This is a genomic window from Cypionkella sp. (assembly GCF_030652235.1).
Taxonomy (GTDB): domain Bacteria; phylum Pseudomonadota; class Alphaproteobacteria; order Rhodobacterales; family Rhodobacteraceae; genus Cypionkella.
The window spans coordinates 1-19,110 of the sequence record NZ_JAUSBA010000053.1 but is presented as its reverse complement, the minus strand read 5'-3'; the positions used below and the strand labels follow the sequence as shown (position 1 = coordinate 19,110).

Sequence of the window (19,110 nt, the reverse complement as noted above, 5' to 3'; positions counted from 1 at the left end):
GCCCACCTGGCTGAGATCGCCCGCACCGTTGCCCCCGGTGCCCATGCGCTCCTCATCCTCGACGGCGCAGGCTGGCATGGCTCAAATGCCCTCGTCGTGCCCGACAATCTCTCCCTGCTGACCCTGCCGCCATACAGCCCGAAACTGAACCCGGTCGAAAACGTCTGGGCCTACCTGCGCGCCAACAAACTCGCCATCAGCGTATTCAACACCTACGAAGAAATCGTCGACGCCTGCTGCAAGGCTTGGAACTTCTTCGCAAACGACCCAGTGGCCATCGTTTCCATAACCTCACGTACTTGGGCACAAGTCAGTTGAAGGGGCCATTAGTATCATACCTTGAGCGTGAGTTAGAAACCACGCCGTGGGGATTGCCGCCCGCGTCCAAAGCTTCCTCAATCTCGCGGATGAACAGCCCCTTGCCGCCGATCTCTTTCAGCGCGCGGTCGTGCATCACTTCGCTGGTCACCTTGATCACCCCCCCCTCAAACGCCTCAAGGGGGAGATCAAACGCCGCCATCAGGTTCCTTCGCACCCCATAGGCTTGCGAGAGGGCCAGTAGAGAGCCATGGATGCCAATTTTTAAAGCGGGTTCGGCGGCGGGCATTGCACATGTCACGGCTCTGACCTGCCCGCGACACTTGCGCCTTTCAACCGATTGCCTGCGAAGGTGCGCTTGACACGCCGTCGCAGGTAAGGGACGCAAGGGCGCAACCGGAGGCCACCCGATGACCAACCAATTGTCCAAACTGATCCTGCGCGCCCTAAGCGGCGAAACCCTGCCCACCCCGCCGATCTGGATGATGCGGCAAGCGGGCCGCTATCTGCCGGAATACCGCGCGACGCGAGCGCAGGCCGGGGATTTTCTGTCGCTGTGCTATAATTCTGACTTGGCCGCCGAGGTGACGCTGCAACCGATCCGCCGCTATGGCTTTGATGCCGCGATCGTGTTCGCCGATATCCTGCTGTTGCCGCAGGCCTTGGGGGCCGATCTGTGGTTTGAGACTGGCGAAGGCCCGCGCCTGTCGACCATAACCACGATGGCCGGGGTGCAGGCGCTGCGTTCAAAAGACGGCATCCATGAAACTCTTGCACCGATCTACGAAACCGTACGCATCCTTGCGCGGGAATTGCCGCCGCAGACCACGCTCATCGGCTTTGCAGGTGCGCCGTGGACAGTTGCGACCTATATGATCGCCGGACGGGGCACCAAGGATCAAGGCCCGGCCCATACCCTGAAAGCCACCGACCGTACCGCTTTCACAGCGCTGATTGATGTGATCACCGAGGCCACCATCGACTATCTCTCGATGCAGGTTCAGGCCGGGGCCGAAGTGGTCAAGCTGTTCGATAGCTGGGCCGGATCACTGAAAGGCCAGGAATTCACCGATTTCGCCGTCAAACCCACTGCACGCATCATCTCCGCGTTAAAGGCCAAGCACCCCGGTCTGCCCATCATTGCCTTCCCGCGCGAAGCAGGCGCTGGCTATATCGGTTTCGCGGCAGCCACTGGGGCGGATTGCGTTGCCATCGACAATTCGGTCAGCCCGGAATGGGCGGCAGAAAACGTGCAGTCGACGGGATGCGTGCAAGGCAACCTCTCACCCACCCATATGGTGACGGGCGGACAAGATTTGATCGACGCAACGCTACAAGTGAGAGCCGCCTTCCAAGGTGGGCCGCATATCTTCAACCTCGGCCACGGGATTACACCGGATGCCGATCCTGAGAATGTCTCGCTGATGGTGGAAACGGTGAGGAGCGGGTAAGAACCCCGACCGATCACGGCTTAGGTCATATATATTGACTTACCCTCGCCTCAGGGCAAATGTCGCCCTAAACCGTTTGGGAGGATTGTCGTGGAGTGGAATAGTGTTCTGGCGACGCGCAATGCGCGGATGAAAGCCTCGGAAATTCGCGAGCTTTTGAAGCTGCTGGATCAACCCGACATCATATCTTTTGCCGGCGGCATCCCCGACCCGGCTTTGTTCCCGACCGAGGCGTTTCGCGATGCGTTCTCAGCCGCTTTGACCGGGCCTAAGGCCGGGGCTGCGCTGCAATATTCGGTGTCCGAGGGCTACAAACCTTTGCGCGACTGGATCGTGGCCGAGATGGGCAAGATCGGTGTTCCATGCACCGCCGATAACATCCTGATCACTTCGGGATCACAGCAAGCGCTTGATTATCTCGCGAAATTGATGATCTCACCGAACGACACTGTGCTGGTGGGCTGGCCGACCTATCTGGGTGCTTTGGGCGCGTTCAACGCCTACGAGCCTGTTTATGACCGCTTGGCCCCCAACACCAACCTTCCCGCCGCCGACTTCACCGCTAGGGCCGAAGTTGCCGGGGGTCGGGTGAAATTCGCCTACCTTTCGGTCGATTTTGCCAACCCCACGGGGGAAACCATCGCCCGCTCTGCCCGTGAGGCGGTGATTGATCTGGCCGATGAGATGAACATCGCTGTGGTGGAAGATGCTGCCTATCAAACCCTGCGCTATGATGGTGAGGCTATTCCGCCGATTCTGGCACTTGAAATCGCCCGCAAGGGCAGCATTGAGGCTTGCCGCACGCTTTACTGTGGCAGCTTTTCCAAATCGCTCGCTCCCGGTCTGCGGGTGGGCTGGGTTTGCGGCCCGTCAGAGGTGATCAGCCGCCTTGTGCTGATGAAACAAGCCGCCGATCTGCATTCGGCCACCACCAACCAGATCGTCACCCATAACGTCGCCTCGACCCAATTCGACTCTCACGTTGCCAAACTGCGCACCACCTACAAAGCCCGCCGCGACCATCTGCTTAAGGCGCTGATCCGTGAAATGCCCGAGGGGGTGACGTGGACCAAGCCTGAGGGTGGTATGTTCATCTGGCTGACCTTGCCGGAACGGATGGACGGGGCAGATCTGCTCGCGCAATCTCTGCAATCCGAGCGGGTGGCTTTTGTCCCCGGTCGCGCCTTTTTCGCCGATGGCAGCAATGGCAACACCCTGCGGCTGTCATTTTCCTGCGCCGATGAGGCCGCGATTGACGAGGGCATGAAACGGCTCGGTCGCTTGATCGCCAGCCAAGCATGAGCGGATTCTGGGCATGAGCGGATTCGGGCTATGAGCAGCCTTTGGGTGCTGGCCGCGCTGCTTGGCTCGATCGGTCAAGTCGCGCGCAATGCGATGCAATCCAGCTTGACGCGGCAGATCGGCACTGTGGGGGCGACGCAAGTGCGCTTCCTGTTCGGCCTGCCTTTCGCTGCGCTGTTTCTGGGGCTGATGACGCTTGCCACCGGGGAATCTATCCCAATCCCCAACCTGCCAAGTCTTGGCTTTACCATCGCAGGCGCTTTGGCGCAAATCGCGGCAACTGGCCTGATGCTGGTGGTGATGAAATCGCAAAGTTTCGCGGTGACAACGGCTTGGCTAAAAACTGAACCTGTGATCGTCGCCCTCGCCGCAGCGCTGATCCTGCGCGATCCGATCAGCCTGCCGGTACTGGGCGCCATCGTGATTGCCAGTGCGGGGGTGATGCTGATGTCGATCAAACCCGGCACCCATGTCTGGCAGCTTGGCCGCCCTGCGCTAACGGGTCTGCTGGCAGGTGGGTTGTTCGGCGCATCGGCCATCGGCTTTCGCGGTGGCATCACCCATCTCGACCAAGGCGGCTTTCTGATCCGCGCCACCTCGACCCTTACCCTAAGCCTGCTGATCCAAACCGCCACCTTGCTGATCTGGATGGCGCTGTTCAACCGCGCCGCGTTGCGGGCCTCTTTCGCGGTCTGGCGGTCATCGCTGTTTGCAGGCTTCCTTGGCGCGTTCGCCTCGCAGTTCTGGTTCATCGGCTTCGCGCTGACCTCCGCCGCCAATGTCCGCACCTTGGCGCTTGTCGAGGTGATCTTCGCTACCGCCGTGTCACGCTATGTCTTCAAGCAGCCCGTCACCCGCCGCCAGATCATCGGCATGGCGGTGATTGTGCTGGGCGTCGGCCTGCTGTTACGTCTGCAAGTCTAGGTCCATTTGGCAATCGGCGGCAGGCTCATCAGTACCGCATTGGCATCATGCCCAGACTCAAGACCGAACTTCGTGCCCCGATCATAGACCAGATTATACTCGGCATAGAGCCCGCGATGGATCAGTTGCGCCTCACGGTCAGCGTCCGACCAAGGGGTAGACAGGCGGCGTTCTGTCAGCGGAACGAAGGCTGGAAGGAAGGCGCGCCCCACATCCTGCGTCAAAGCAAAATCCTCTGCCCAATCGCCTGTATTCAGATCATCGTAGAAAATCCCGCCCACTCCCCGCGCACGGCCCCGGTGCGGGATAAAGAAATACTCATCCGCCCAAGCTTTGAATTTCGCATAATACTCAGGGCTATGCGCGTCACAGGCAGCCTGCATCGTGGCGTGGAAATGTGCGGTATCCTCGGCGTATTCAAGGCAGGGGTTCAAATCCGATCCGCCGCCAAACCACCAGGCGTGCGGCGTCCAGAACATCCGCGTGTTCATATGTACGGCAGGGCAATGCGGGTTAACCATATGGGCGACCAAGGAAATGCCGCTCGCCCAGAACCGTGGGTCTGTGTCCATCCCCGGCACACCCCGCGCAGCCATCGCCTTTTGTGCGCGATCGCCCAGCACGCCATGCACTTCCGAGACGTTGACGCCGACCTTTTCAAACACAGCACCGCCGCGCAGCACTGACATCAGCCCGCCACCGCCATCGGCACGGCTTGTCGGTGTCACCTCAAAGCGCGCAGCTTGCCCATGGCTTGCCTCAAGCCCCTCAAACGACGTGATAATCTGATCGCGCAATTCCCGAAACCAAGCCGAGGCTTGTGCCTTTTCCGTGCTGAAATCCCCCGCCATGCCCCGCCCTTTTCGCTTATGTTTGTTAGGTTTCCGCCCGTGTTATGGCATATCAAACTGGGACGGCTATAGTAAAGTCAGCATCCTATTTGTGAGTCGCCGATGAAACGCATCCTGATCCCCGCCCTGCTGATCCTATCGGCCTGCGGCACGCCGCAAGAGAACTGCATCAGCGGGGCCACCCGTGACATGCGGGTCGTGGACCGGCTGATTGTCGAGACGGAAGGCAATCTTAAGCGCGGCTATGCCTACGAAACGGTTACCCTTTCGCGCACAGTTTGGCGGCAATGCAGCTACCGAGGGGGAAGACCCGGCACACCTGATGCGGGTCCCCAGATGTGCTTTGACGATATGGATTACACCGAGCAACGCCCCAAAGCCATCGACCTGGGCGCCGAGGCCGCCAAACTGGCTAGCCTGAAAGCCAAACGTGCGGCGCAAGCCAAAGCCGCTAGCCCCGCGATCAACTCGTGTAAGGCGCAGTACCCCGAGTAATCGGCAGTAAAAGGTTAACGCGTGCGGATCGGATACGACGCCCGCGTGACCCGAAACGCCTTGTCGCCGCCGATTTCCTCGACCTGCTTGAACAAGCTGACCAGCAGCTTGTCGTAAGGCAGATGACGATTGGCGACCATCCACAGGCTGCCCGAGGGGCTTAGGCCGCGTTGCGCCGCCTTGATGAACGCGATGCCAAGGCCGGTGTCAGCCTCACGCACGGTGTGAAACGGCGGGTTCATGACCACGGCATCCCAGAAGCGCGCAGGTTTAAAGGTGGTCGCATCGGCCCAGTGAAACTTGGCTCGAGCGTCGGGAATATTGACCTTCGCGCAGGTCAAAGCCTCGGCCTCGGCATCGACCAGATCGAGTTCCTTGACACCTTCGCGTGTCAGGATCGCGCGCGACAGATAGCCCCAGCCCGCGCCCAGATCAGCCACGCGCGCGCCAAGTTTCGCTGGCAATGCAGCGGCAAGCAGAGCCGAGCCACGATCCGGGCCATCGGCGGAGAACACCACAGGCAGGGTTTGAAAGCCGCCTTCAACTTGCAGGGGTTTGGCCGCCCATTCTGCCAACGAAGGCCCCGGCTTCACAACCGCCAGCTTGCCATGGGCTTTCGACAACGCCTCACCGACCTCAAGGCCCAAGGCTTTGCAATCTTTCAGTAACGTCTCAACCCCATCGGTCTTTTGGCCATCAACAACAATCAGGTCAGCACCGATAGCCTCAGCCATCAAAGCCCGCGCTTCGGCCTTGGCCCGTGGCACACAGACGATAGCAACCCTGCCCGACCCTTCGGTGCGATAGCCTTGGGCTGCGAAATAATCGTGATCGGGCTTAAAGCCGGTTTTGACCACTACGCGGGTCTGCGGCAAAGATGAAAGATCATCCCCCGTGCGGGGCCGCAGCACCACAATATCGCCCAAAGCAGGCAACACCAAAGCGCCGCTTTGCAGCGCCAATTCCAATCGGGCCGAGCGCATGAAAGCCGCCTGTTCTGACTAAAGGTCTATTCTTTTTCCATCGTGCATTGCAAAGGATGCTGGTGCCTACGTGCAAAATCCATCACCTGCGCGACTTTGGTCTCGGCGATCTCATAGGAAAACACGCCAACCACCGCCAGACCTTTCTTGTGAACCGCCAGCATAATCTCAAAGCTCTGCGCGTGGTTCAGGCCGAAAAACCGTTCGAGAATATGCACAACAAATTCCATCGGCGTGTAATCGTCATTCAAAAGCATGACCTTATACAGTGGAGGCCGCTCGGTCTTGCTTTTGGTTTTGGTCAAAATAGACGTATCGTTGCCGGGGCCATTCGGCGCATCGGACATCATCAGATCGGTCAGGCCAGCAATGGGGTTCACGCGGATAGGCTCCGTTTGGCAGATTCGTAATTTCTGTTACACTTCTATAATATAGCGCATTTCTGCCTTGCGAAAAGACCCTCAGCTTGGATGATAGTGTGGCAGGGGGACAATATGCTGACAACGATAGGATTTGATGCCGATGACACGCTGTGGCAGAACGAAAGTTTCTTCCGGCTGACGCAAGATCGCTTGACCGAACTGCTGGCCGATTACGTTGATGCCGATCACCTTCAATTCCAGCTTTTGACAGCCGAGCGGCGCAATCTGGGGCATTATGGCTTTGGCGTCAAAGGCTTCACCCTGTCGATGATCGAGACCGCGATTGAAGTCACCGAAGGCAGGGTGCCATCCTTGGTGATTGCCGAGATCATGGCGGCGGGGCGTGAGATGCTGGACCACCCCATCGAACTTCTGCCCCACGCGCGAGCGGCAGTGAAAACCCTCGCCGCAAGTCACCGAGTCGTTTTGATCACCAAGGGTGATCTGCTGGATCAGGAACGCAAGCTGGCGCAATCGGGCTTGGGCGATCTGTTTCACGGGGTGGAGATTGTCTCGGACAAGACCGCTAGGTCCTATTCGACGATTTTCGCGCGGCATGGCACTGGCGCGGATCAGGCGATGATGGTCGGCAACTCGTTGAAATCAGACGTGCTTCCCGCGCTGGCGGCAGGGGCCTACGGCGTGCATGTCCCGCATGGCCTGACCTGGGCGCTGGAACACGCCGATGCGCCGCAGGATCAGGCGCGATTCTTTAGCCTGAGCAGCCTTGCAGACCTGCCTGATCTTGTGGCGAATCTGCAAAACCTCCACAAGCCCTAGGGCGCAAGCCACCATTTCGGCACATAAACCACAGTTTATAAAGCACAGAACCCCTTTCAGAATAAGGGGTTTTCCTGAATCACCTGCTGTGCTAGCGTTTTGACAAGCAGAACAAGGCCCCCGATCAATGAGGGGCAAACGAGGCAGACCAAATGGGCAAATCGAAACTATCCCAGCTTGGGCAGTATCTCCGTCATTTTTTGTTTTTGGCAGCGCTTAGTGTTGTCGCGGCCTGTTCCAGCCCGCAAGAATCCAAAGCGGCCCCCTATGCCGCTTTTGTGATGGATGCGCGCACCGGGGAGACGCTGTATTCCGAAAATGCAGACACCCGGTTGCATCCGGCCTCGCTGACCAAAATGATGACGCTGTACATCACGTTTTCTGAGATTGAGGCGGGCAATGTCTCGCTGGATACCATGATCACCGTATCAAAAAATGCAGCCGCCCAGCCGCCGTCGCGCTTGGGGCTGAAGGCGGGGCAGAAGATCCAGTTGCGTTACCTGATCCGCGCTGCTGCGGTGAAATCGGCCAATGATGCGGCTTCGGCGATTGGTGATTACTTTGAGGGCACGCCGGAGAAATGGGGCGCGCGGATGACCCGCACCGCGAAACAACTCGGCATGAACAACTCCACCTTCAAGAACGCCAACGGCTTGACGGCGAAGGGGCATCTGTCCACAGCACATGATATGTCGATCATGGGGCGGCATTTGTTCTATGATTATCCGCAATATTACAACATCTTCTCGCGTCGCAGCACTGATGCTGGCATGGCGAAAGTGGCCAACACCAACCGCAAATTCCTCGATGCTTACAAAGGCGCGGATGGCATCAAGACGGGCTACACCGGGCCCGCGGGCTTCAACCTGACCGCTTCGGCTGAACGGGATGGGGTGCGGATCATCGCCACCGTGTTTGGCGGAACTTCAACCCCGATGCGCAATTCCAAGATGACCGAACTGCTCGATCTGGGCTTCCGCAAGGCGCAGAAGGGCAGTTCGCCGCAGCCGATTGCTCCGGCCTATAGCGCCGATCAAGAATTGGTGGCGCAGGCGGATACGGGTGAAAATTCCGGCACCGAGATGGAAGAAGAAGGCGGCGGTGGCCCGGCCAAGACGATCAGGCTGGTGATGGCCGTCTCCACCTCGCCTCGCCCAAATGCGCGTCCGATGCATGACCCTGTTGCTGTTGCCGCTGCCGAGCAAGCGGGCAACGCGATGGCCGAAGACATCGCAGGTGCCTTGGCCGAAGCCACGGCTGAACCTGCGCCGGACTCGCTGGACGCCCAAGCGGTCGAGCTTGCCGCCGTCGAGGCCCCAGCAGAGCTGTCAATCAAAGCCACAGCTGCCAATCCGCAATCTGTGCAACTGGTGTCGTCCCCGGCCAAACCCAAGCACAAAGCGCCGATTTATGACGAGGCCGTGGTGGTCGCGCAGGCCGAACAACCTGCCGCAGAGGAGGTTGTCACCAATGTCTCGACCTCGGGCGGCAAGGGCTATGGCATAAATATCGGTCGCTTCAACAGCTATGGCGAGGCGGATCGCGTGCTGATGAAAACCCTGCTGTCGGAAAACGCCACGTTGGGCGATTCCTTGCGCAAAGTGGTTCAGAAAAGTGGTGGCTTTGACGCCAACTTCCTTGGTCTTAGCCAGAAAGAGGCCGATCTGGCCTGTCGCCGTTTGCAAGCGCGCGGCGTTACCTGCTTTACGATGGGGTCGTGATGGATTTCGTGCTGCCGCCCGCCGCGGTGCCTTCGGTGGCGGTGGCAGGGAGCAGCGCACGTTTTGCCGTGCGGCGGATCTTCTGCGTCGGGCGCAATTATGCCGAACATGCTCGCGAAATGGGGCATGACCCCGATGCCGAAGCGCCGTTTTTCTTCACCAAACCCGCCGATGCGGTGGTAGATTCGGGTGCCGCACTCCCCTACCCTACCGCCACCACTGATCTGCATCACGAAGCAGAACTGGTGGTCGCTTTGGGCAAGAGCGGCCGCGATGTGACCGAGGATCAGGCTTTGGCGCTGATTTGGGGTTATGCTGCGGGCAATGATCTGACCCGCCGCGATCTGCAAGCCGAAGCGAAAGCTGCACGACGGCCTTGGGATATGGCGAAGGGGTTTGACAATTCGGCGGTGGTCGGGGCTTTGCGGCCTGCGGATCAAGGGGTGCCCGCTGGGCGTATTCGCTGTCTGGTGGATGGCCGCGTGACACAAGACGCCGATTTAGCCGAGATGATCTGGCCTGTGTCTGGCATTATTGCGCATCTGTCGCGGTTGGTGGCCTTGCAACCAGGCGATCTGATCTTCACCGGAACACCTGCTGGCGTGGGCCCCATCGCGCGCGGTCAAACCTGCGAGGTGCAGATTGATGGATTGCAGCCAGCGCGCGTGACTCTTCTCTAAGCGTTGCGCATTCTTCCCCGTTGGGAATGACTTGTGTGTTTCTTCATTTTCATCGCATTTTTCCACAAGATGTTGTGGGCCAAAGCGTATTGCGCGGCAAAATGTCAGCCTCGGGGTGCCGCAGCCCTGCGCAAACGGTCATTGATCGCGCGGCCAAGGCCCTGTTCCGGGATCGGGGCTATCGCAATGCGCCCGCCCCGACCTGCCAAAACATCGGCTTCGCGCAGCATATGGAACAGGTTCGCGGCGGCCTCGATCAGATCGGCCTTAGCGGACAGGTTCAGATCGGCATCACCCGGCCCAAAGCCCAAGCGGACCTCATCGGGCAGGCGCGTCTGCGCGTTCAACCGCACCGCAGCACCGGGGGCGTAGTGCGAGGCCAACTGACCGGGCGCGTTGGGTTTTTCAGCATTGCCGCCGGTGGCAAGTGGCCCCAGCATCGCCTCTAACGCCTCGGTCGCGATGCCACCGGGACGCAGCAATGCAGGCTCTTCCACCAGCCCGAGGATGGTCGATTCCACGCCCACGGCACAGCTCCCGCCATCTATCACCGCATCAATCCGGCCCGAAAGTCCGTCGATCACATGCGCCGCACGGGTGGGGGAAACCCGGCCCGAAGGATTGGCCGAGGGGGCCGCCAGAGGCCCCCCAAACGCCCGCAGCAAGGCTTGCGCCACCGGATGCGCGGGGATGCGGATCGCAACTGTGTTCAGTTCTGCCGTTACCAATGGCGACAGGCCAGCGTCAGCCCGCAGCGGCAAAACCAACGTAAGTGGCCCCGGCCAGAACGCGGCGGCAACGGCTTTGGCGCGGGCGTCAAACACGGCAAACGTCCGTGCCGACGCCATGTCCGGCACGTGCACGATCAACGGGTTGAACCGTGGCCGCCCCTTGGCGTCAAAAATCCGCGCCACCGCCAGATCGGATCGCGCATCGCCGCCCAGCCCGTAGACCGTCTCGGTCGGGAAGGCGACAAGCCCCTGCGCGCCGAGGATCGCAGCGGCGCGGGCAAGGCCTTCAGGCGTGGCGGTAAGGGTTTCTGTTTCGTTCATCTTTTGTGACGTAGCGTAGGGCTTGATGCCCGGAGTGGCAGGAATAACCATAGCAAGACGGCTGCTTTACGCCCGATCCTTGCCCTTGCCAAGCCGCCTGTCCCAAAGAAGCCTGCCCCATACTACCTACTTCGGAGTTCGCCATGCCTTACCGCGCCCCGCTGTCTGAGTTTGCCCTTCTGCTGGATGTGGTCGGATTTGCCGAAGTCGCGGCGACCGAGCGCTTTGCAGATGCCAGCCCCGACACCGTCGCCGCGATCTTGGCCGAGGCGGGAAAGCTGTGCGAAACCACCCTGGCGCCGCTAAACCGTGCAGGTGACAAAACCCCGGCACGGCTGGAAAATGGCGTGGTGCGCACCCCTCCGGGCTTTGCCGACGGCTACCGCGCGATTGCCGAAGGCGGTTGGATTGGCATGGCGGCCAGCCCGGAATATGGGGGCATGGGGCTGCCGATTTCGGTGGCCACTTGCGTCAACGACATGATGGGCTCGGCTTGCCTGGCGTTGCAGTTGAACCCGCTGATGACCCAAGGCCAGATTGAGGCGCTGGAGCATCACGCCTCGGATGCTTTGAAGAACCTGTATATTCCCAAGCTGGTGTCGGGCGAATGGTGCGGCACGATGAACCTGACCGAGCCGCAGGCGGGGTCGGATGTGGGTGCGGTGCGGACGAAAGCGGAAGATCGCGGCGACGGCAGTTATGCGATCACCGGGCAGAAGATTTACATCACTTGGGGCGATAACGATTTCTCGGCCAATGTCTGCCATCTGGTGCTGGCGCGGCTTCCGGATGGACCCGAAGGCACCAAAGGCATCAGCCTGTTCATGGTGCCCAAGTTGATCCCGGATGCAGACGGCACCCCTGCGGCGCGCAACGATCTGAAGGTGGTCAGTCTGGAGCATAAACTGGGCCTGCACGGCTCGCCCACCGCTGTGATGCAGTATGACGGGGCGCAGGGCTGGCTGGTTGGCGAGAGGCATAAAGGCATGGCTGCGATGTTCACCATGATGAACAACGCGCGGCTGGGTGTGGGGATGCAGGGCGTTGCCGTGGCCGAAGCGGCGTTTCAGCAGGCTTTGGGCTATGCGATGGAGCGCAAGCAGGGCAAGACGCCGCTGGGGTCGGGTGCGATCATCGACCATGCCGATGTGCGCCGGATGCTGGCGCAGATGAAGGCCGAGACGTTTTCTGCCCGTGCCATTGGCCTTGCCTGTGCGGTGGCGATTGATATGGCGCGTGCGACGGGCTCGGTTGAATGGCTGGCGCGGGCGGCGTTGCTGACGCCGATCGCCAAGGCTTACGGCACCGACATTGGCTGCGAGGTGGCGCATCTTGGCGTGCAAGTGCATGGCGGTATGGGCTTTATCGAAGAAACCGGAGCGGCGCAGTTTTCCCGCGATGTCCGGGTGACGACGATCTATGAAGGCACCAACGGCATTCAAGCGATGGATCTTGTTGCCCGCAAGATGATGGACAATGGCGAGGCCGCGCACCGCTTGTTTGACGAGGTGCAGGCGGCGGCGGAAAGCGCGCGGGCCAGCCAGCCTGATCTGGCGGGCGCGGTTTGGACCGCAACGGAAGCCCTGCGCGAAGCGACCGAGGCGCTGAACACCATGGCCCCGAATGATCGCTTTGCGGGCGCGGTGCCCTACCTGCGCGCCTTCGCCCGTGTGTTGGGCAGCCATTTCCACCTGAAAGCGATGCTGGCCGATCCGGCGCGATTGCCGCTTGCGCAGTTTGCCATCAAGCGGCTGCTGCCAGAATATGCGCCGCTGTTGGCGCAGGTGCGGGAAGGTGCTGCCGGACTTTACGCGCTGACGCCCGAAGCGCTTTCCGCGTGAGCAACGCCATCCATCACCCGTGGGACGCTCCGCCTGCCGAGGGCGAAGCGGTTGAAATTGCACCGCATATCCTGTGGATGCGCTTGCCGCTGCCGATGGCTTTAGATCACGTCAACATCTACGCTTTGGATGATGGCGACGGCTGGACGCTGGTTGATACCGGCATGTCCAGCCGCAGGACCAAGGCGATTTGGGCGGCGCTGATCGCCGGGCCACTGGCGGGCAAGCCCGTGCGGCGGCTGATCGTGACGCATCATCATCCCGACCATATCGGCCTTGCAGGCTGGTTTCAGGCGCAGGGGGTGGAGTTGATCACCACCCGCACCGCCTGGCTTTATGCGCGGATGTTGGTGCTGGACGTGCAGCCGAAAGCCACCCCGGAATCGCTGCTGTACTATCAACGCGCCGGGGTCGATGCCGCCCAACGCGCTCAAAAGGCCGAGGAACGCCCGTTCAACTTCGCCGATGTGGTCGAGCCGATGCCACAAGGTTTCACCCGCATCGCCGAGGGTGGCGTGATCAGCGCAGGCGGGCGGAGCTGGCTGGTGCGCTTGGGTCAGGGCCATGCGCCCGATCACGCAACCTTGTGGAGCATGGATGACCACCTGATCTTGGGCGGCGATCAACTGCTTCCCGGTATCTCTGCCAATATCGGGGTCTACCCGACAGAACCCGACGCGGACCCTTTGGGCGAATGGCTGGACAGCACGCGCGGCTTTGCGCCCCATGCGAGGGCAGATCATCTTGTATTGCCGGGGCATAAACTGCCGTTCATCGGCCTGCCGTTCCGGTTGATCCAAATGGCTGAGAATCATGAAAGCGCGCTGACCCGGTTGCTGGGCCATTTGGCCACCCCGCACACCGCCGCACAATGTTTCGTGCCGCTGTTCAAGCGCGAGATCACCGGAAGCCAGCATGGTCTGGCCTTAGTCGAGACGGTGGCACATCTGAACTATCTCTTGAAGCGGGCCCAGGTTTCGCGTTCTCTGAATACCGAAGGGGCCTGGGCGTGGCAGGCCCACTGAGGAGCCGGAATGCCGAAAAAACTTGATCCAGCCGCCGAAGCCGCCCTGAACGCCGCAGTCGCCAAAGCCGCAGGGCTGCCGCGCTGCCATGCGATCCACGCCGATCCGGCAGCGCCCCTGACCGCCGAGCAGTTGCCCCTGCCAGCCGCCCTGCAACGCCGCCCCTTGGCCGAGAAAAGCCCCGCTGAATGGGCCTATGAGCGGATCATCCTGTATATCCGCAACTTTGAAAGCCATCTTGACGCCCAACAAGAAATCGCAATGGGCTTCGCAGGGTCTGAGGTGGGTGTGCTGAAGATCGAAGGCTTGGGGTTCTTTGAACCTGATCTGCTGACCTTTTATGGCCGCGATGAGGAGGGCATGAAGACCCAACTGATCCAGCATGTCAGCCAGCTTTCCGTCATGCTGCGCGCCGTGCCGAAATCGGCGCCAGAATCGCCGCCCACCCGCATCGGCTTTCGCCTTGCCACCGGATGGATGGGCGGCGAGTCAGGCGATGGCTCGGCCTGAAGCGCGACATTTTCTCTGCACCACAAACCGCTACGCCCCGTGACAGCCAGACCTGAATCAGCTATTGGCGAGGCAACAACCCTGAAAGGACGCTCAAATGGCCGAACACAAACCGGGCAGCATGGATATTCGCGGGCAGGAAAAGACCTTTGACGGCTTTGTCCGCATGGCGACCTGGGGCGCGATCATCACTGTCGCGATCTTGATCTTCATGGCACTTGCCAACGCCTGACCCCTTAACGCCGGAACCGTAAAATGAACTTCAAGACCTTTGCCGTTCTGGCGCTTTTCGCGCTATCCGCCTGTGCGGGCGATAATAAATGGGCGACCGACGCCCAGATGGCAGCATCTGGTGCGCATTTCGTGGCCGAACCGCCACGCACCATCACTCTGTTCACGGTGCAAAGCACACGCAACGGTTCGGGCGCACATTCGGGCCTGTTGATCAACGCCTCGGAGCAGGTGATGTTTGATCCGGCAGGCACATGGTACCATCCCAATCTGCCAGAGCGCGGCGATGTGCATTATGGTGTCAGCCCAAAGATGATCAGCTTCTACATCGACTATCATGCGCGTGAGACCTTCAACGTGATCGAGCAAACCGTAGTGGTCACCCCCGAGGTGGCTGAACTGGTGAAACAGCGCGCCGAAGCTTACGGATCTGTGCCCAGTGCGCAATGCGCCCATTCGGTCTCGTCGATTCTAAACGGGGTTCCGGGCTTTGAGGCGATCAGTGGCTCTTGGTATCCGAACAAGCTGATGAAAGAATTCGCCCAACTGCCGGGTGCCACCCGCAAGTTGATCACCGACAATGATGCCGACAATAACCACGGCGTGCTGATGGTGCAGGCCGGGAACGCCGTGACGCAGTAAGCTGCAATCCCAAAGAGTCCCAAAGCCGCGCTGACCCAGCGCGGCTTTTGTGAGTCTGGTCACAGCAAAAACGGCACCCCCAGCAGAGTGACAACTCCGGCCACCGCAGCGATGATCATCTGCCGCGTCGCAAGCCCCACCATCACCGTCACCGCAGCCGCCAGCAGGCGAGCCGCATCCGGCTCGCCCCCCGTTACGGGCGGCCACAGTACCGCAGGGGCCACCAGCGCCGGCAGCACCGCCACCGCCGTATAGCGCAAACTGCGCTGCAACCAGCCTGGCAAGGCGCGATTGCCCAAAAGCCCAAGGAAGGAAAAGCGGATCGCATAGGTGGCAAGCCCCAGCACCACCACGACAATCCAGAATTGGCTTCTGTCAATCATCGGATCAACCATGCTGCAACCCTCCGCTCGCGCCAGTATTCAAACGCCGCCCCCGCTGCCATGCCGATGGTGGACCCCACCAGCAGCCCGGTGCCATAGGGCAGAACCGTAAGCGCAAGCGTCAACGCCACCGACAGCCCCGCCGCCAGTGCATGCGGCCAAGACCGGATCATCGGTGCCGTCATCGCCAAAAATGCAATCGGCACCGCGAAATCCAGTGCATATTCCGGCGGAATCGCCCGCCCCGCCAAGGCACCCGCAACAGTCGATCCCATCCACAACGGCAATACGGGCGTGACCGCGCCGAAGAAATATGCAATCTTTTCTTGCACCGTCATGCTGGGCCGCTTGTCATATTCGGCCACCGACAAAGCAAAGCTTTGATCGACCAGCAGATACGCCATCACCGCCCGCACCCCCAGTGGCGCTGCCCCCACATGTGGCGCCAGCGTCACCGAATACATCAGCATCCGCAGATTGACCGCCAAGGATGTGGCCAAAATCACCAGCAAAGGCGCTTGATCCTGCAACAGATGCAGGGCTGCAAATTGCGAGGCCCCGGCGAACACACTCACCGAAAATGCCATGATCTCATACAGTTGTAGCCCAGCCTCCGAGGCCAGCAGGCCAAACAGCATCGCAAACGGCACGATCACCACGGCAAAGGGCAGCGCCGCGCGCACGCCGCGCAGATAGCTTTCACGAGTGGCAGACATGGAACCTCGGCGGCTTGGGGCGGCTTTACGCCGGATGCAGAACGGCTTAGGCCTTTGCACAGGCAATTTGAAGGGGCCAAGGTGCGGATTTTTGGATGCGTTCTGGCGGGTGGGATCGGTCGTCGTATGGGGGCTGACAAGGCGTTGCTGCGTTTGGCGGGCCAAACCCTGCTGGGCCATGCCATCGCGCGGCTGGAGCCGCAGGTCGAACGCCTGGCGATCTCTGCCAATGGCAACCCGGCCCGGCTGGCGGCTTATGGTCTGCCAATTCTGCCCGATGAAACCCCGCTCGGGCCTTTGTCCGGCATTCTGGCAGCCCTGCGGTGGGCGGCCCCGTTGGGGGCCACCGCGGTGGTGACTCTGGCCGTAGACACCCCCTTTGCCCCCGGCGATCTGGTGCCACAGCTTTGCTTGGCCGCCGAAACTGCGCCCGAAGGTCTGGCGATTGCATCCGCTGCCAAAGATCACCCGACCTGTGGGCTATGGCCTGTCAGCCTTGCCGGACCGCTCGCCGCCTTCCTCGCCTCGGGCGCAAAGCCCCGCGTGCTGGCCTTCACCGAAGCGCATCACGCCGCCCGCGCGCAATTCCCCGATGAAGCTGCATTCCAGAACCTCAACACCCCCGAAGACCTCGCCCATGCCGAAGCCCTGATCCGGTCGGCATCATGAGGGTCTTCGGCGTCATTGGCTGGAAAAACTCGGGTAAAACCAGCCTGATGGAGCGTTTGGTGGCCGAAATCACCCGGCGCGGCTTTACTGTCTCTACCGTCAAGCACGTTCACCACGATGTCGATCTCGACCAACCCGGCAAAGACAGCCACCGTCACCGCGCGGCGGGCGCGTCGGAGGTGGTTTTGGCCTCGGCCCATCGTTTTGCCCTGATGCGCGAACATCGCGGGCCGGAGCCTGATCTGGCGGAAGTGCTGTCGCGCATGGCCCCCGTCGATCTGATCTTGGTCGAAGGCTACAAACGCGACGCCCACGCCAAGATCGAAGTATTTCGCCAAGAGGCCGGCCACGATCTGATCCAACCCAGCGATCCCTTGGTGCGGGCGGTCGCGACCGATATGGCGCTTGCGACCCTGCCCGTGCCGATACTCGACCTGAACAACACCCTGCAAATCGCCGATTTCATTCTTGCCGAGGTTGGCCTTGCAACGCTTTGACCGGGTGATCGTGGCGGACTGGTCGGCGTCCTCTACGCTGTCGCCAGCCCGTCCCTCTGCCGACGCGATCTGGCTCGGCCACATCGACGCCACGGGGACGCAAAGCAGCTACCACCGCAGCCGCGCCAGCGCCGAAGCAGCACTGTCGCAGGCGATAGACAGCGCTGTTGTCAAAGGCCAATCCCTGCTGATCGGCTGCGATTTTCCGATGGGCTACCCGACAGGCTTCGCCGCCCGCCTGACAGGAACCGCCAGTGCCCGCGCGGTCTGGGCATGGCTGGCCGAGCATATCGAAGACGCCGCCGACAACCGCAACAACCGCTTTCAGGTCGCCGCCCAGATCAACCGCCACTGCGCAACTGCCGCCTCAAACGGCCCGTTCTGGGGCCGCCCTGCCACCCTGAACCTTCCCGCCCTTCCCGCCACAAAATCCATCAATTACACGGCCCTGAACCTCTCCGAACGCCGCGCCGTGGAAACCCTGGTTCCCCGCGCTCAACCGGTCTGGAAGCTTTACACCACCGGGGCGGCTGGCAGCCAAGGCCTGATCGGCCAACCGATGATCCACCGCCTCTCCCAGCACCCCAGCACCGCCGTCTGGCCCTTCGACGCCCCCGCGCAAATCACTTTGGCCGAGGTCTACCCTTCGCTGATCAGCACAGCCGTCACCGCAGACCCCGCCCCGATCAAGGATGAGGCCCAAGTCCGCCTGCTCGCCCGCGCTTTGTTCAGCCTCTCCCAGCAAAACCGTCTCGCGCCCCTGCTCGACACCCCAGCCTGCACAGAAGAAGGTTGGATCCTCGGGGCAGGCCACACCGCCACATTGCTGGCCGCGCTGACATGAAGATCACCTACCAGCTCGGCCTGCCCGAAGCCCTGCGCGCCGAGGCCGTGGCGCTCTATTGGCAAGCTTTCGGCGGCAAGCTCGGTCGGGTGATGGGCCCGACCCCAAAAGCCCACCACTTCCTCAGCCGCGTGTTGCGCGCCCATCATGCCATCGTGGCCTTGGATGACACCGGACGTCTCTTAGGCATGGCTGGCTTCAAAACCCCTGCGGGCAGCTTCGCGGGCGGCGAGGTCGCCGATATCCGCAGGGTCTATGGCAGCCTTGGCGCGGCATGGCGGCTGCCGCTGCTGTGGATGCTCAGCGATGCGGCCGAGCAGGATCATTTTCTCCTCGATGGGATTTGTGTCGCCGCATCGGCCCGCAGTTCGGGCATCGGAAGCACGCTGATGGCCGCGATCGAAGATCAGGCGCGGGCGCGCGGCTATGGATCAGTGCGGCTAGAGGTGATCGACAGCAACACCCGCGCCAGGGCGCTGTATCAGCGGCTGGGGTATCGCGTCGAGAAGACGCAGCAGCTGGGTTTGCTGCGCTATGCGTTCGGATTTCGGGCGGCGATCACGATGGTAAAATCGGTCTAAGCGCGTACTGTCCCCGCGGGGACACAAGACGGCCCTATATAAAATCAATGGCTTATACCAACGGCCATTGTTTCTGACTCTGAGGGGATTCCCAAAGCGTTCAGATTCTGATTCTCTTGTTCCGACGGCAGGGAGGATCGAATGGCAATCGAGGTCACGCGGAAGGAATTGACGGCGGCGGAGCTGCGGGCG

General features: G+C 61.1%; 24 protein-coding genes. 17 read left to right on the top strand and 7 right to left on the bottom strand.

All coding sequences use genetic code 11. The features are described 5' to 3' along the window. The coding region (locus Q7V03_RS18840; RefSeq protein WP_304927139.1) for a transposase at positions 1-318 on the top strand (318 nt) is incomplete at its 5' end. Here the strand turns inward: Q7V03_RS18840 and Q7V03_RS18835 are convergent. Then, complete coding sequence (locus Q7V03_RS18835) at positions 311-607, bottom strand: hypothetical protein (RefSeq protein ID WP_370651171.1); 297 nt, start codon at positions 605-607, stop codon at positions 311-313. The genes Q7V03_RS18840 and Q7V03_RS18835 overlap by 8 nt on opposite strands. Before the next feature lie 121 nt (positions 608-728). Between Q7V03_RS18835 and hemE the strand changes: the two genes are divergently transcribed. The 3 genes from hemE to Q7V03_RS18820 all read left to right on the top strand — a co-directional run bounded on the left by hemE (position 729) and on the right by Q7V03_RS18820 (position 3,995). Next, a complete protein-coding gene (gene hemE / locus Q7V03_RS18830) occupies positions 729-1,769 on the top strand; it encodes a uroporphyrinogen decarboxylase (RefSeq protein ID WP_304927138.1) in 1,041 nt (346 codons plus the stop codon). A gap of 90 nt (positions 1,770-1,859) precedes the next feature. Then, on the top strand, positions 1,860-3,071 hold the full coding sequence (locus tag Q7V03_RS18825; protein ID WP_304927137.1) for a PLP-dependent aminotransferase family protein: 1,212 nt from the start codon (positions 1,860-1,862) through the stop codon (positions 3,069-3,071). Positions 3,072-3,101: 30 nt separating this feature from the next. Further along, on the top strand, positions 3,102-3,995 hold the full coding sequence (locus Q7V03_RS18820; RefSeq protein WP_304927136.1) for a DMT family transporter: 894 nt from the start codon (positions 3,102-3,104) through the stop codon (positions 3,993-3,995). Here the strand turns inward: Q7V03_RS18820 and hemF are convergent. Then, positions 3,992-4,846 carry an oxygen-dependent coproporphyrinogen oxidase gene (gene hemF, locus Q7V03_RS18815; protein ID WP_304927135.1) on the bottom strand — a complete coding sequence of 285 codons (855 nt, stop codon included), beginning with the start codon at positions 4,844-4,846 and terminating at the stop codon, positions 3,992-3,994. The genes Q7V03_RS18820 and hemF overlap by 4 nt on opposite strands. A 102-nt stretch (positions 4,847-4,948) precedes the next feature. On the opposite strand from hemF, the gene Q7V03_RS18810 reads away from it, so the two are divergent. After that, positions 4,949-5,341, top strand: a complete 393-nt coding sequence (locus Q7V03_RS18810) for a hypothetical protein (protein WP_304927134.1) — start codon at positions 4,949-4,951, stop codon at positions 5,339-5,341. Positions 5,342-5,355: 14 nt separating this feature from the next. On the opposite strand, the gene Q7V03_RS18805 is transcribed toward Q7V03_RS18810, so the two are convergent. Together Q7V03_RS18805 and clpS are read right to left on the bottom strand one after the other, a co-directional pair. Next, on the bottom strand, positions 5,356-6,324 hold the full coding sequence (locus Q7V03_RS18805; RefSeq protein WP_304927133.1) for a class I SAM-dependent methyltransferase: 969 nt from the start codon (positions 6,322-6,324) through the stop codon (positions 5,356-5,358). A gap of 26 nt (positions 6,325-6,350) precedes the next feature. Then, on the bottom strand, positions 6,351-6,671 hold the full coding sequence (gene clpS / locus Q7V03_RS18800; protein ID WP_304927141.1) for an ATP-dependent Clp protease adapter ClpS: 321 nt from the start codon (positions 6,669-6,671) through the stop codon (positions 6,351-6,353). Positions 6,672-6,818: 147 nt separating this feature from the next. Here clpS and Q7V03_RS18795 point away from each other — a divergent pair, with 147 nt between their 5' ends. From Q7V03_RS18795 to Q7V03_RS18785, 3 genes are all read left to right on the top strand, one after another. After that, positions 6,819-7,526, top strand: a complete 708-nt coding sequence (locus Q7V03_RS18795; RefSeq protein WP_304927132.1) for an HAD family hydrolase — start codon at positions 6,819-6,821, stop codon at positions 7,524-7,526. A gap of 152 nt (positions 7,527-7,678) precedes the next feature. Continuing rightward, a complete protein-coding gene (locus Q7V03_RS18790) occupies positions 7,679-9,247 on the top strand; it encodes a serine hydrolase (RefSeq protein ID WP_304927131.1) in 1,569 nt (522 codons plus the stop codon). Then, on the top strand, positions 9,247-9,927 hold the full coding sequence (locus Q7V03_RS18785) for a fumarylacetoacetate hydrolase family protein (RefSeq protein WP_304927130.1): 681 nt from the start codon (positions 9,247-9,249) through the stop codon (positions 9,925-9,927). The genes Q7V03_RS18790 and Q7V03_RS18785 overlap by 1 nt, the downstream gene beginning before the upstream one ends. 104 nt (positions 9,928-10,031) lie before the next feature. On the opposite strand, the gene Q7V03_RS18780 is transcribed toward Q7V03_RS18785, so the two are convergent. Further along, positions 10,032-10,979, bottom strand: coding sequence for an L-threonylcarbamoyladenylate synthase (locus Q7V03_RS18780; RefSeq protein WP_304927140.1), 948 nt, complete (start codon positions 10,977-10,979; stop codon positions 10,032-10,034). A 143-nt stretch (positions 10,980-11,122) separates the two neighbouring features. Between Q7V03_RS18780 and Q7V03_RS18775 the strand changes: the two genes are divergently transcribed. The 5 genes from Q7V03_RS18775 (at position 11,123) to Q7V03_RS18755 (ending at position 15,228) form a co-directional block, all read left to right on the top strand. Beyond that, positions 11,123-12,820 (top strand): acyl-CoA dehydrogenase, encoded by a 1,698-nt coding sequence (locus Q7V03_RS18775; RefSeq protein ID WP_304927129.1) that lies wholly within the window; start codon positions 11,123-11,125, stop codon positions 12,818-12,820. After that, positions 12,817-13,845: an MBL fold metallo-hydrolase gene (locus tag Q7V03_RS18770; protein WP_304927128.1), complete on the top strand. Its 1,029-nt coding sequence runs from the start codon at positions 12,817-12,819 to the stop codon at positions 13,843-13,845. Before Q7V03_RS18775 ends, Q7V03_RS18770 begins: the two co-directional genes overlap by 4 nt. A 9-nt stretch (positions 13,846-13,854) precedes the next feature. Then, positions 13,855-14,355 (top strand): DUF6173 family protein, encoded by a 501-nt coding sequence (locus Q7V03_RS18765; protein ID WP_304927127.1) that lies wholly within the window; start codon positions 13,855-13,857, stop codon positions 14,353-14,355. 97 nt (positions 14,356-14,452) lie between these two features. Next, positions 14,453-14,587 (top strand): aa3-type cytochrome c oxidase subunit IV, encoded by a 135-nt coding sequence (locus Q7V03_RS18760; protein WP_304927126.1) that lies wholly within the window; start codon positions 14,453-14,455, stop codon positions 14,585-14,587. A gap of 23 nt (positions 14,588-14,610) precedes the next feature. After that, on the top strand, positions 14,611-15,228 hold the full coding sequence (locus tag Q7V03_RS18755; RefSeq protein WP_304927125.1) for a hypothetical protein: 618 nt from the start codon (positions 14,611-14,613) through the stop codon (positions 15,226-15,228). Positions 15,229-15,287: 59 nt separating this feature from the next. Here the strand turns inward: Q7V03_RS18755 and Q7V03_RS18750 are convergent, their stop codons facing one another. Together Q7V03_RS18750 and Q7V03_RS18745 are read right to left on the bottom strand one after the other, a co-directional pair. After that, a complete protein-coding gene (locus tag Q7V03_RS18750) occupies positions 15,288-15,611 on the bottom strand; it encodes an AzlD domain-containing protein (RefSeq protein WP_304927124.1) in 324 nt (107 codons plus the stop codon). Then, a complete protein-coding gene (locus Q7V03_RS18745; RefSeq protein WP_304927123.1) occupies positions 15,608-16,327 on the bottom strand; it encodes an AzlC family ABC transporter permease in 720 nt (239 codons plus the stop codon). Before Q7V03_RS18745 ends, Q7V03_RS18750 begins: the two co-directional genes overlap by 4 nt. A gap of 81 nt (positions 16,328-16,408) precedes the next feature. Between Q7V03_RS18745 and mobA the strand changes: the two genes are divergently transcribed. The 4 genes from mobA to Q7V03_RS18725 are packed head-to-tail and all read left to right on the top strand — an operon-like array spanning position 16,409 to position 18,918. Next, positions 16,409-16,996 (top strand): molybdenum cofactor guanylyltransferase MobA, encoded by a 588-nt coding sequence (mobA, locus tag Q7V03_RS18740; RefSeq protein ID WP_304927122.1) that lies wholly within the window; start codon positions 16,409-16,411, stop codon positions 16,994-16,996. After that, complete coding sequence (gene mobB, locus Q7V03_RS18735) at positions 16,993-17,493, top strand: molybdopterin-guanine dinucleotide biosynthesis protein B (protein WP_304927121.1); 501 nt, start codon at positions 16,993-16,995, stop codon at positions 17,491-17,493. Before mobA ends, mobB begins: the two co-directional genes overlap by 4 nt. Next, positions 17,480-18,337: a molybdopterin guanine dinucleotide synthesis gene (locus Q7V03_RS18730; protein WP_304927120.1), complete on the top strand. Its 858-nt coding sequence runs from the start codon at positions 17,480-17,482 to the stop codon at positions 18,335-18,337. The genes mobB and Q7V03_RS18730 overlap by 14 nt, the downstream gene beginning before the upstream one ends. Further along, entirely contained in the window at positions 18,334-18,918 is a 585-nt protein-coding gene (locus Q7V03_RS18725; protein ID WP_304927119.1) for a GNAT family N-acetyltransferase, read from the top strand. The genes Q7V03_RS18730 and Q7V03_RS18725 overlap by 4 nt, the downstream gene beginning before the upstream one ends. The last annotated feature ends 192 nt before the right edge of the window (positions 18,919-19,110 follow it).

Bases quoted from the DNA above. Each gene is read 5' to 3' on its own strand.
- Q7V03_RS18785 (WP_304927130.1), top strand. From the start codon at position 9,247: ATGGATTTCGTGCTGCCGCCCGCCGCGGTGCCTTCGGTGGCGGTGGCA.
- Q7V03_RS18775 (WP_304927129.1), top strand. From the start codon at position 11,123: ATGCCTTACCGCGCCCCGCTGTCTGAGTTTGCCCTTCTGCTGGATGTG.
- Q7V03_RS18755 (WP_304927125.1), top strand. From the start codon at position 14,611: ATGAACTTCAAGACCTTTGCCGTTCTGGCGCTTTTCGCGCTATCCGCC.
- Q7V03_RS18765 (WP_304927127.1), top strand. From the start codon at position 13,855: ATGCCGAAAAAACTTGATCCAGCCGCCGAAGCCGCCCTGAACGCCGCA.
- hemF (WP_304927135.1), bottom strand. From the start codon at position 4,846: ATGGCGGGGGATTTCAGCACGGAAAAGGCACAAGCCTCGGCTTGGTTT.
- Q7V03_RS18760 (WP_304927126.1), top strand. From the start codon at position 14,453: ATGGCCGAACACAAACCGGGCAGCATGGATATTCGCGGGCAGGAAAAG.
- mobB (WP_304927121.1), top strand. From the start codon at position 16,993: ATGAGGGTCTTCGGCGTCATTGGCTGGAAAAACTCGGGTAAAACCAGC.
- Q7V03_RS18725 (WP_304927119.1), top strand. From the start codon at position 18,334: ATGAAGATCACCTACCAGCTCGGCCTGCCCGAAGCCCTGCGCGCCGAG.
- Q7V03_RS18805 (WP_304927133.1), bottom strand. From the start codon at position 6,324: ATGCGCTCGGCCCGATTGGAATTGGCGCTGCAAAGCGGCGCTTTGGTG.
- Q7V03_RS18820 (WP_304927136.1), top strand. From the start codon at position 3,102: ATGAGCAGCCTTTGGGTGCTGGCCGCGCTGCTTGGCTCGATCGGTCAA.
- Q7V03_RS18795 (WP_304927132.1), top strand. From the start codon at position 6,819: ATGCTGACAACGATAGGATTTGATGCCGATGACACGCTGTGGCAGAAC.
- Q7V03_RS18790 (WP_304927131.1), top strand. From the start codon at position 7,679: ATGGGCAAATCGAAACTATCCCAGCTTGGGCAGTATCTCCGTCATTTT.
- Q7V03_RS18750 (WP_304927124.1), bottom strand. From the start codon at position 15,611: ATGATTGACAGAAGCCAATTCTGGATTGTCGTGGTGGTGCTGGGGCTT.
- Q7V03_RS18780 (WP_304927140.1), bottom strand. From the start codon at position 10,979: ATGAACGAAACAGAAACCCTTACCGCCACGCCTGAAGGCCTTGCCCGC.
- Q7V03_RS18810 (WP_304927134.1), top strand. From the start codon at position 4,949: ATGAAACGCATCCTGATCCCCGCCCTGCTGATCCTATCGGCCTGCGGC.
- hemE (WP_304927138.1), top strand. From the start codon at position 729: ATGACCAACCAATTGTCCAAACTGATCCTGCGCGCCCTAAGCGGCGAA.
- Q7V03_RS18745 (WP_304927123.1), bottom strand. From the start codon at position 16,327: ATGTCTGCCACTCGTGAAAGCTATCTGCGCGGCGTGCGCGCGGCGCTG.
- clpS (WP_304927141.1), bottom strand. From the start codon at position 6,671: ATGTCCGATGCGCCGAATGGCCCCGGCAACGATACGTCTATTTTGACC.
- Q7V03_RS18835 (WP_370651171.1), bottom strand. From the start codon at position 607: ATGCCCGCCGCCGAACCCGCTTTAAAAATTGGCATCCATGGCTCTCTA.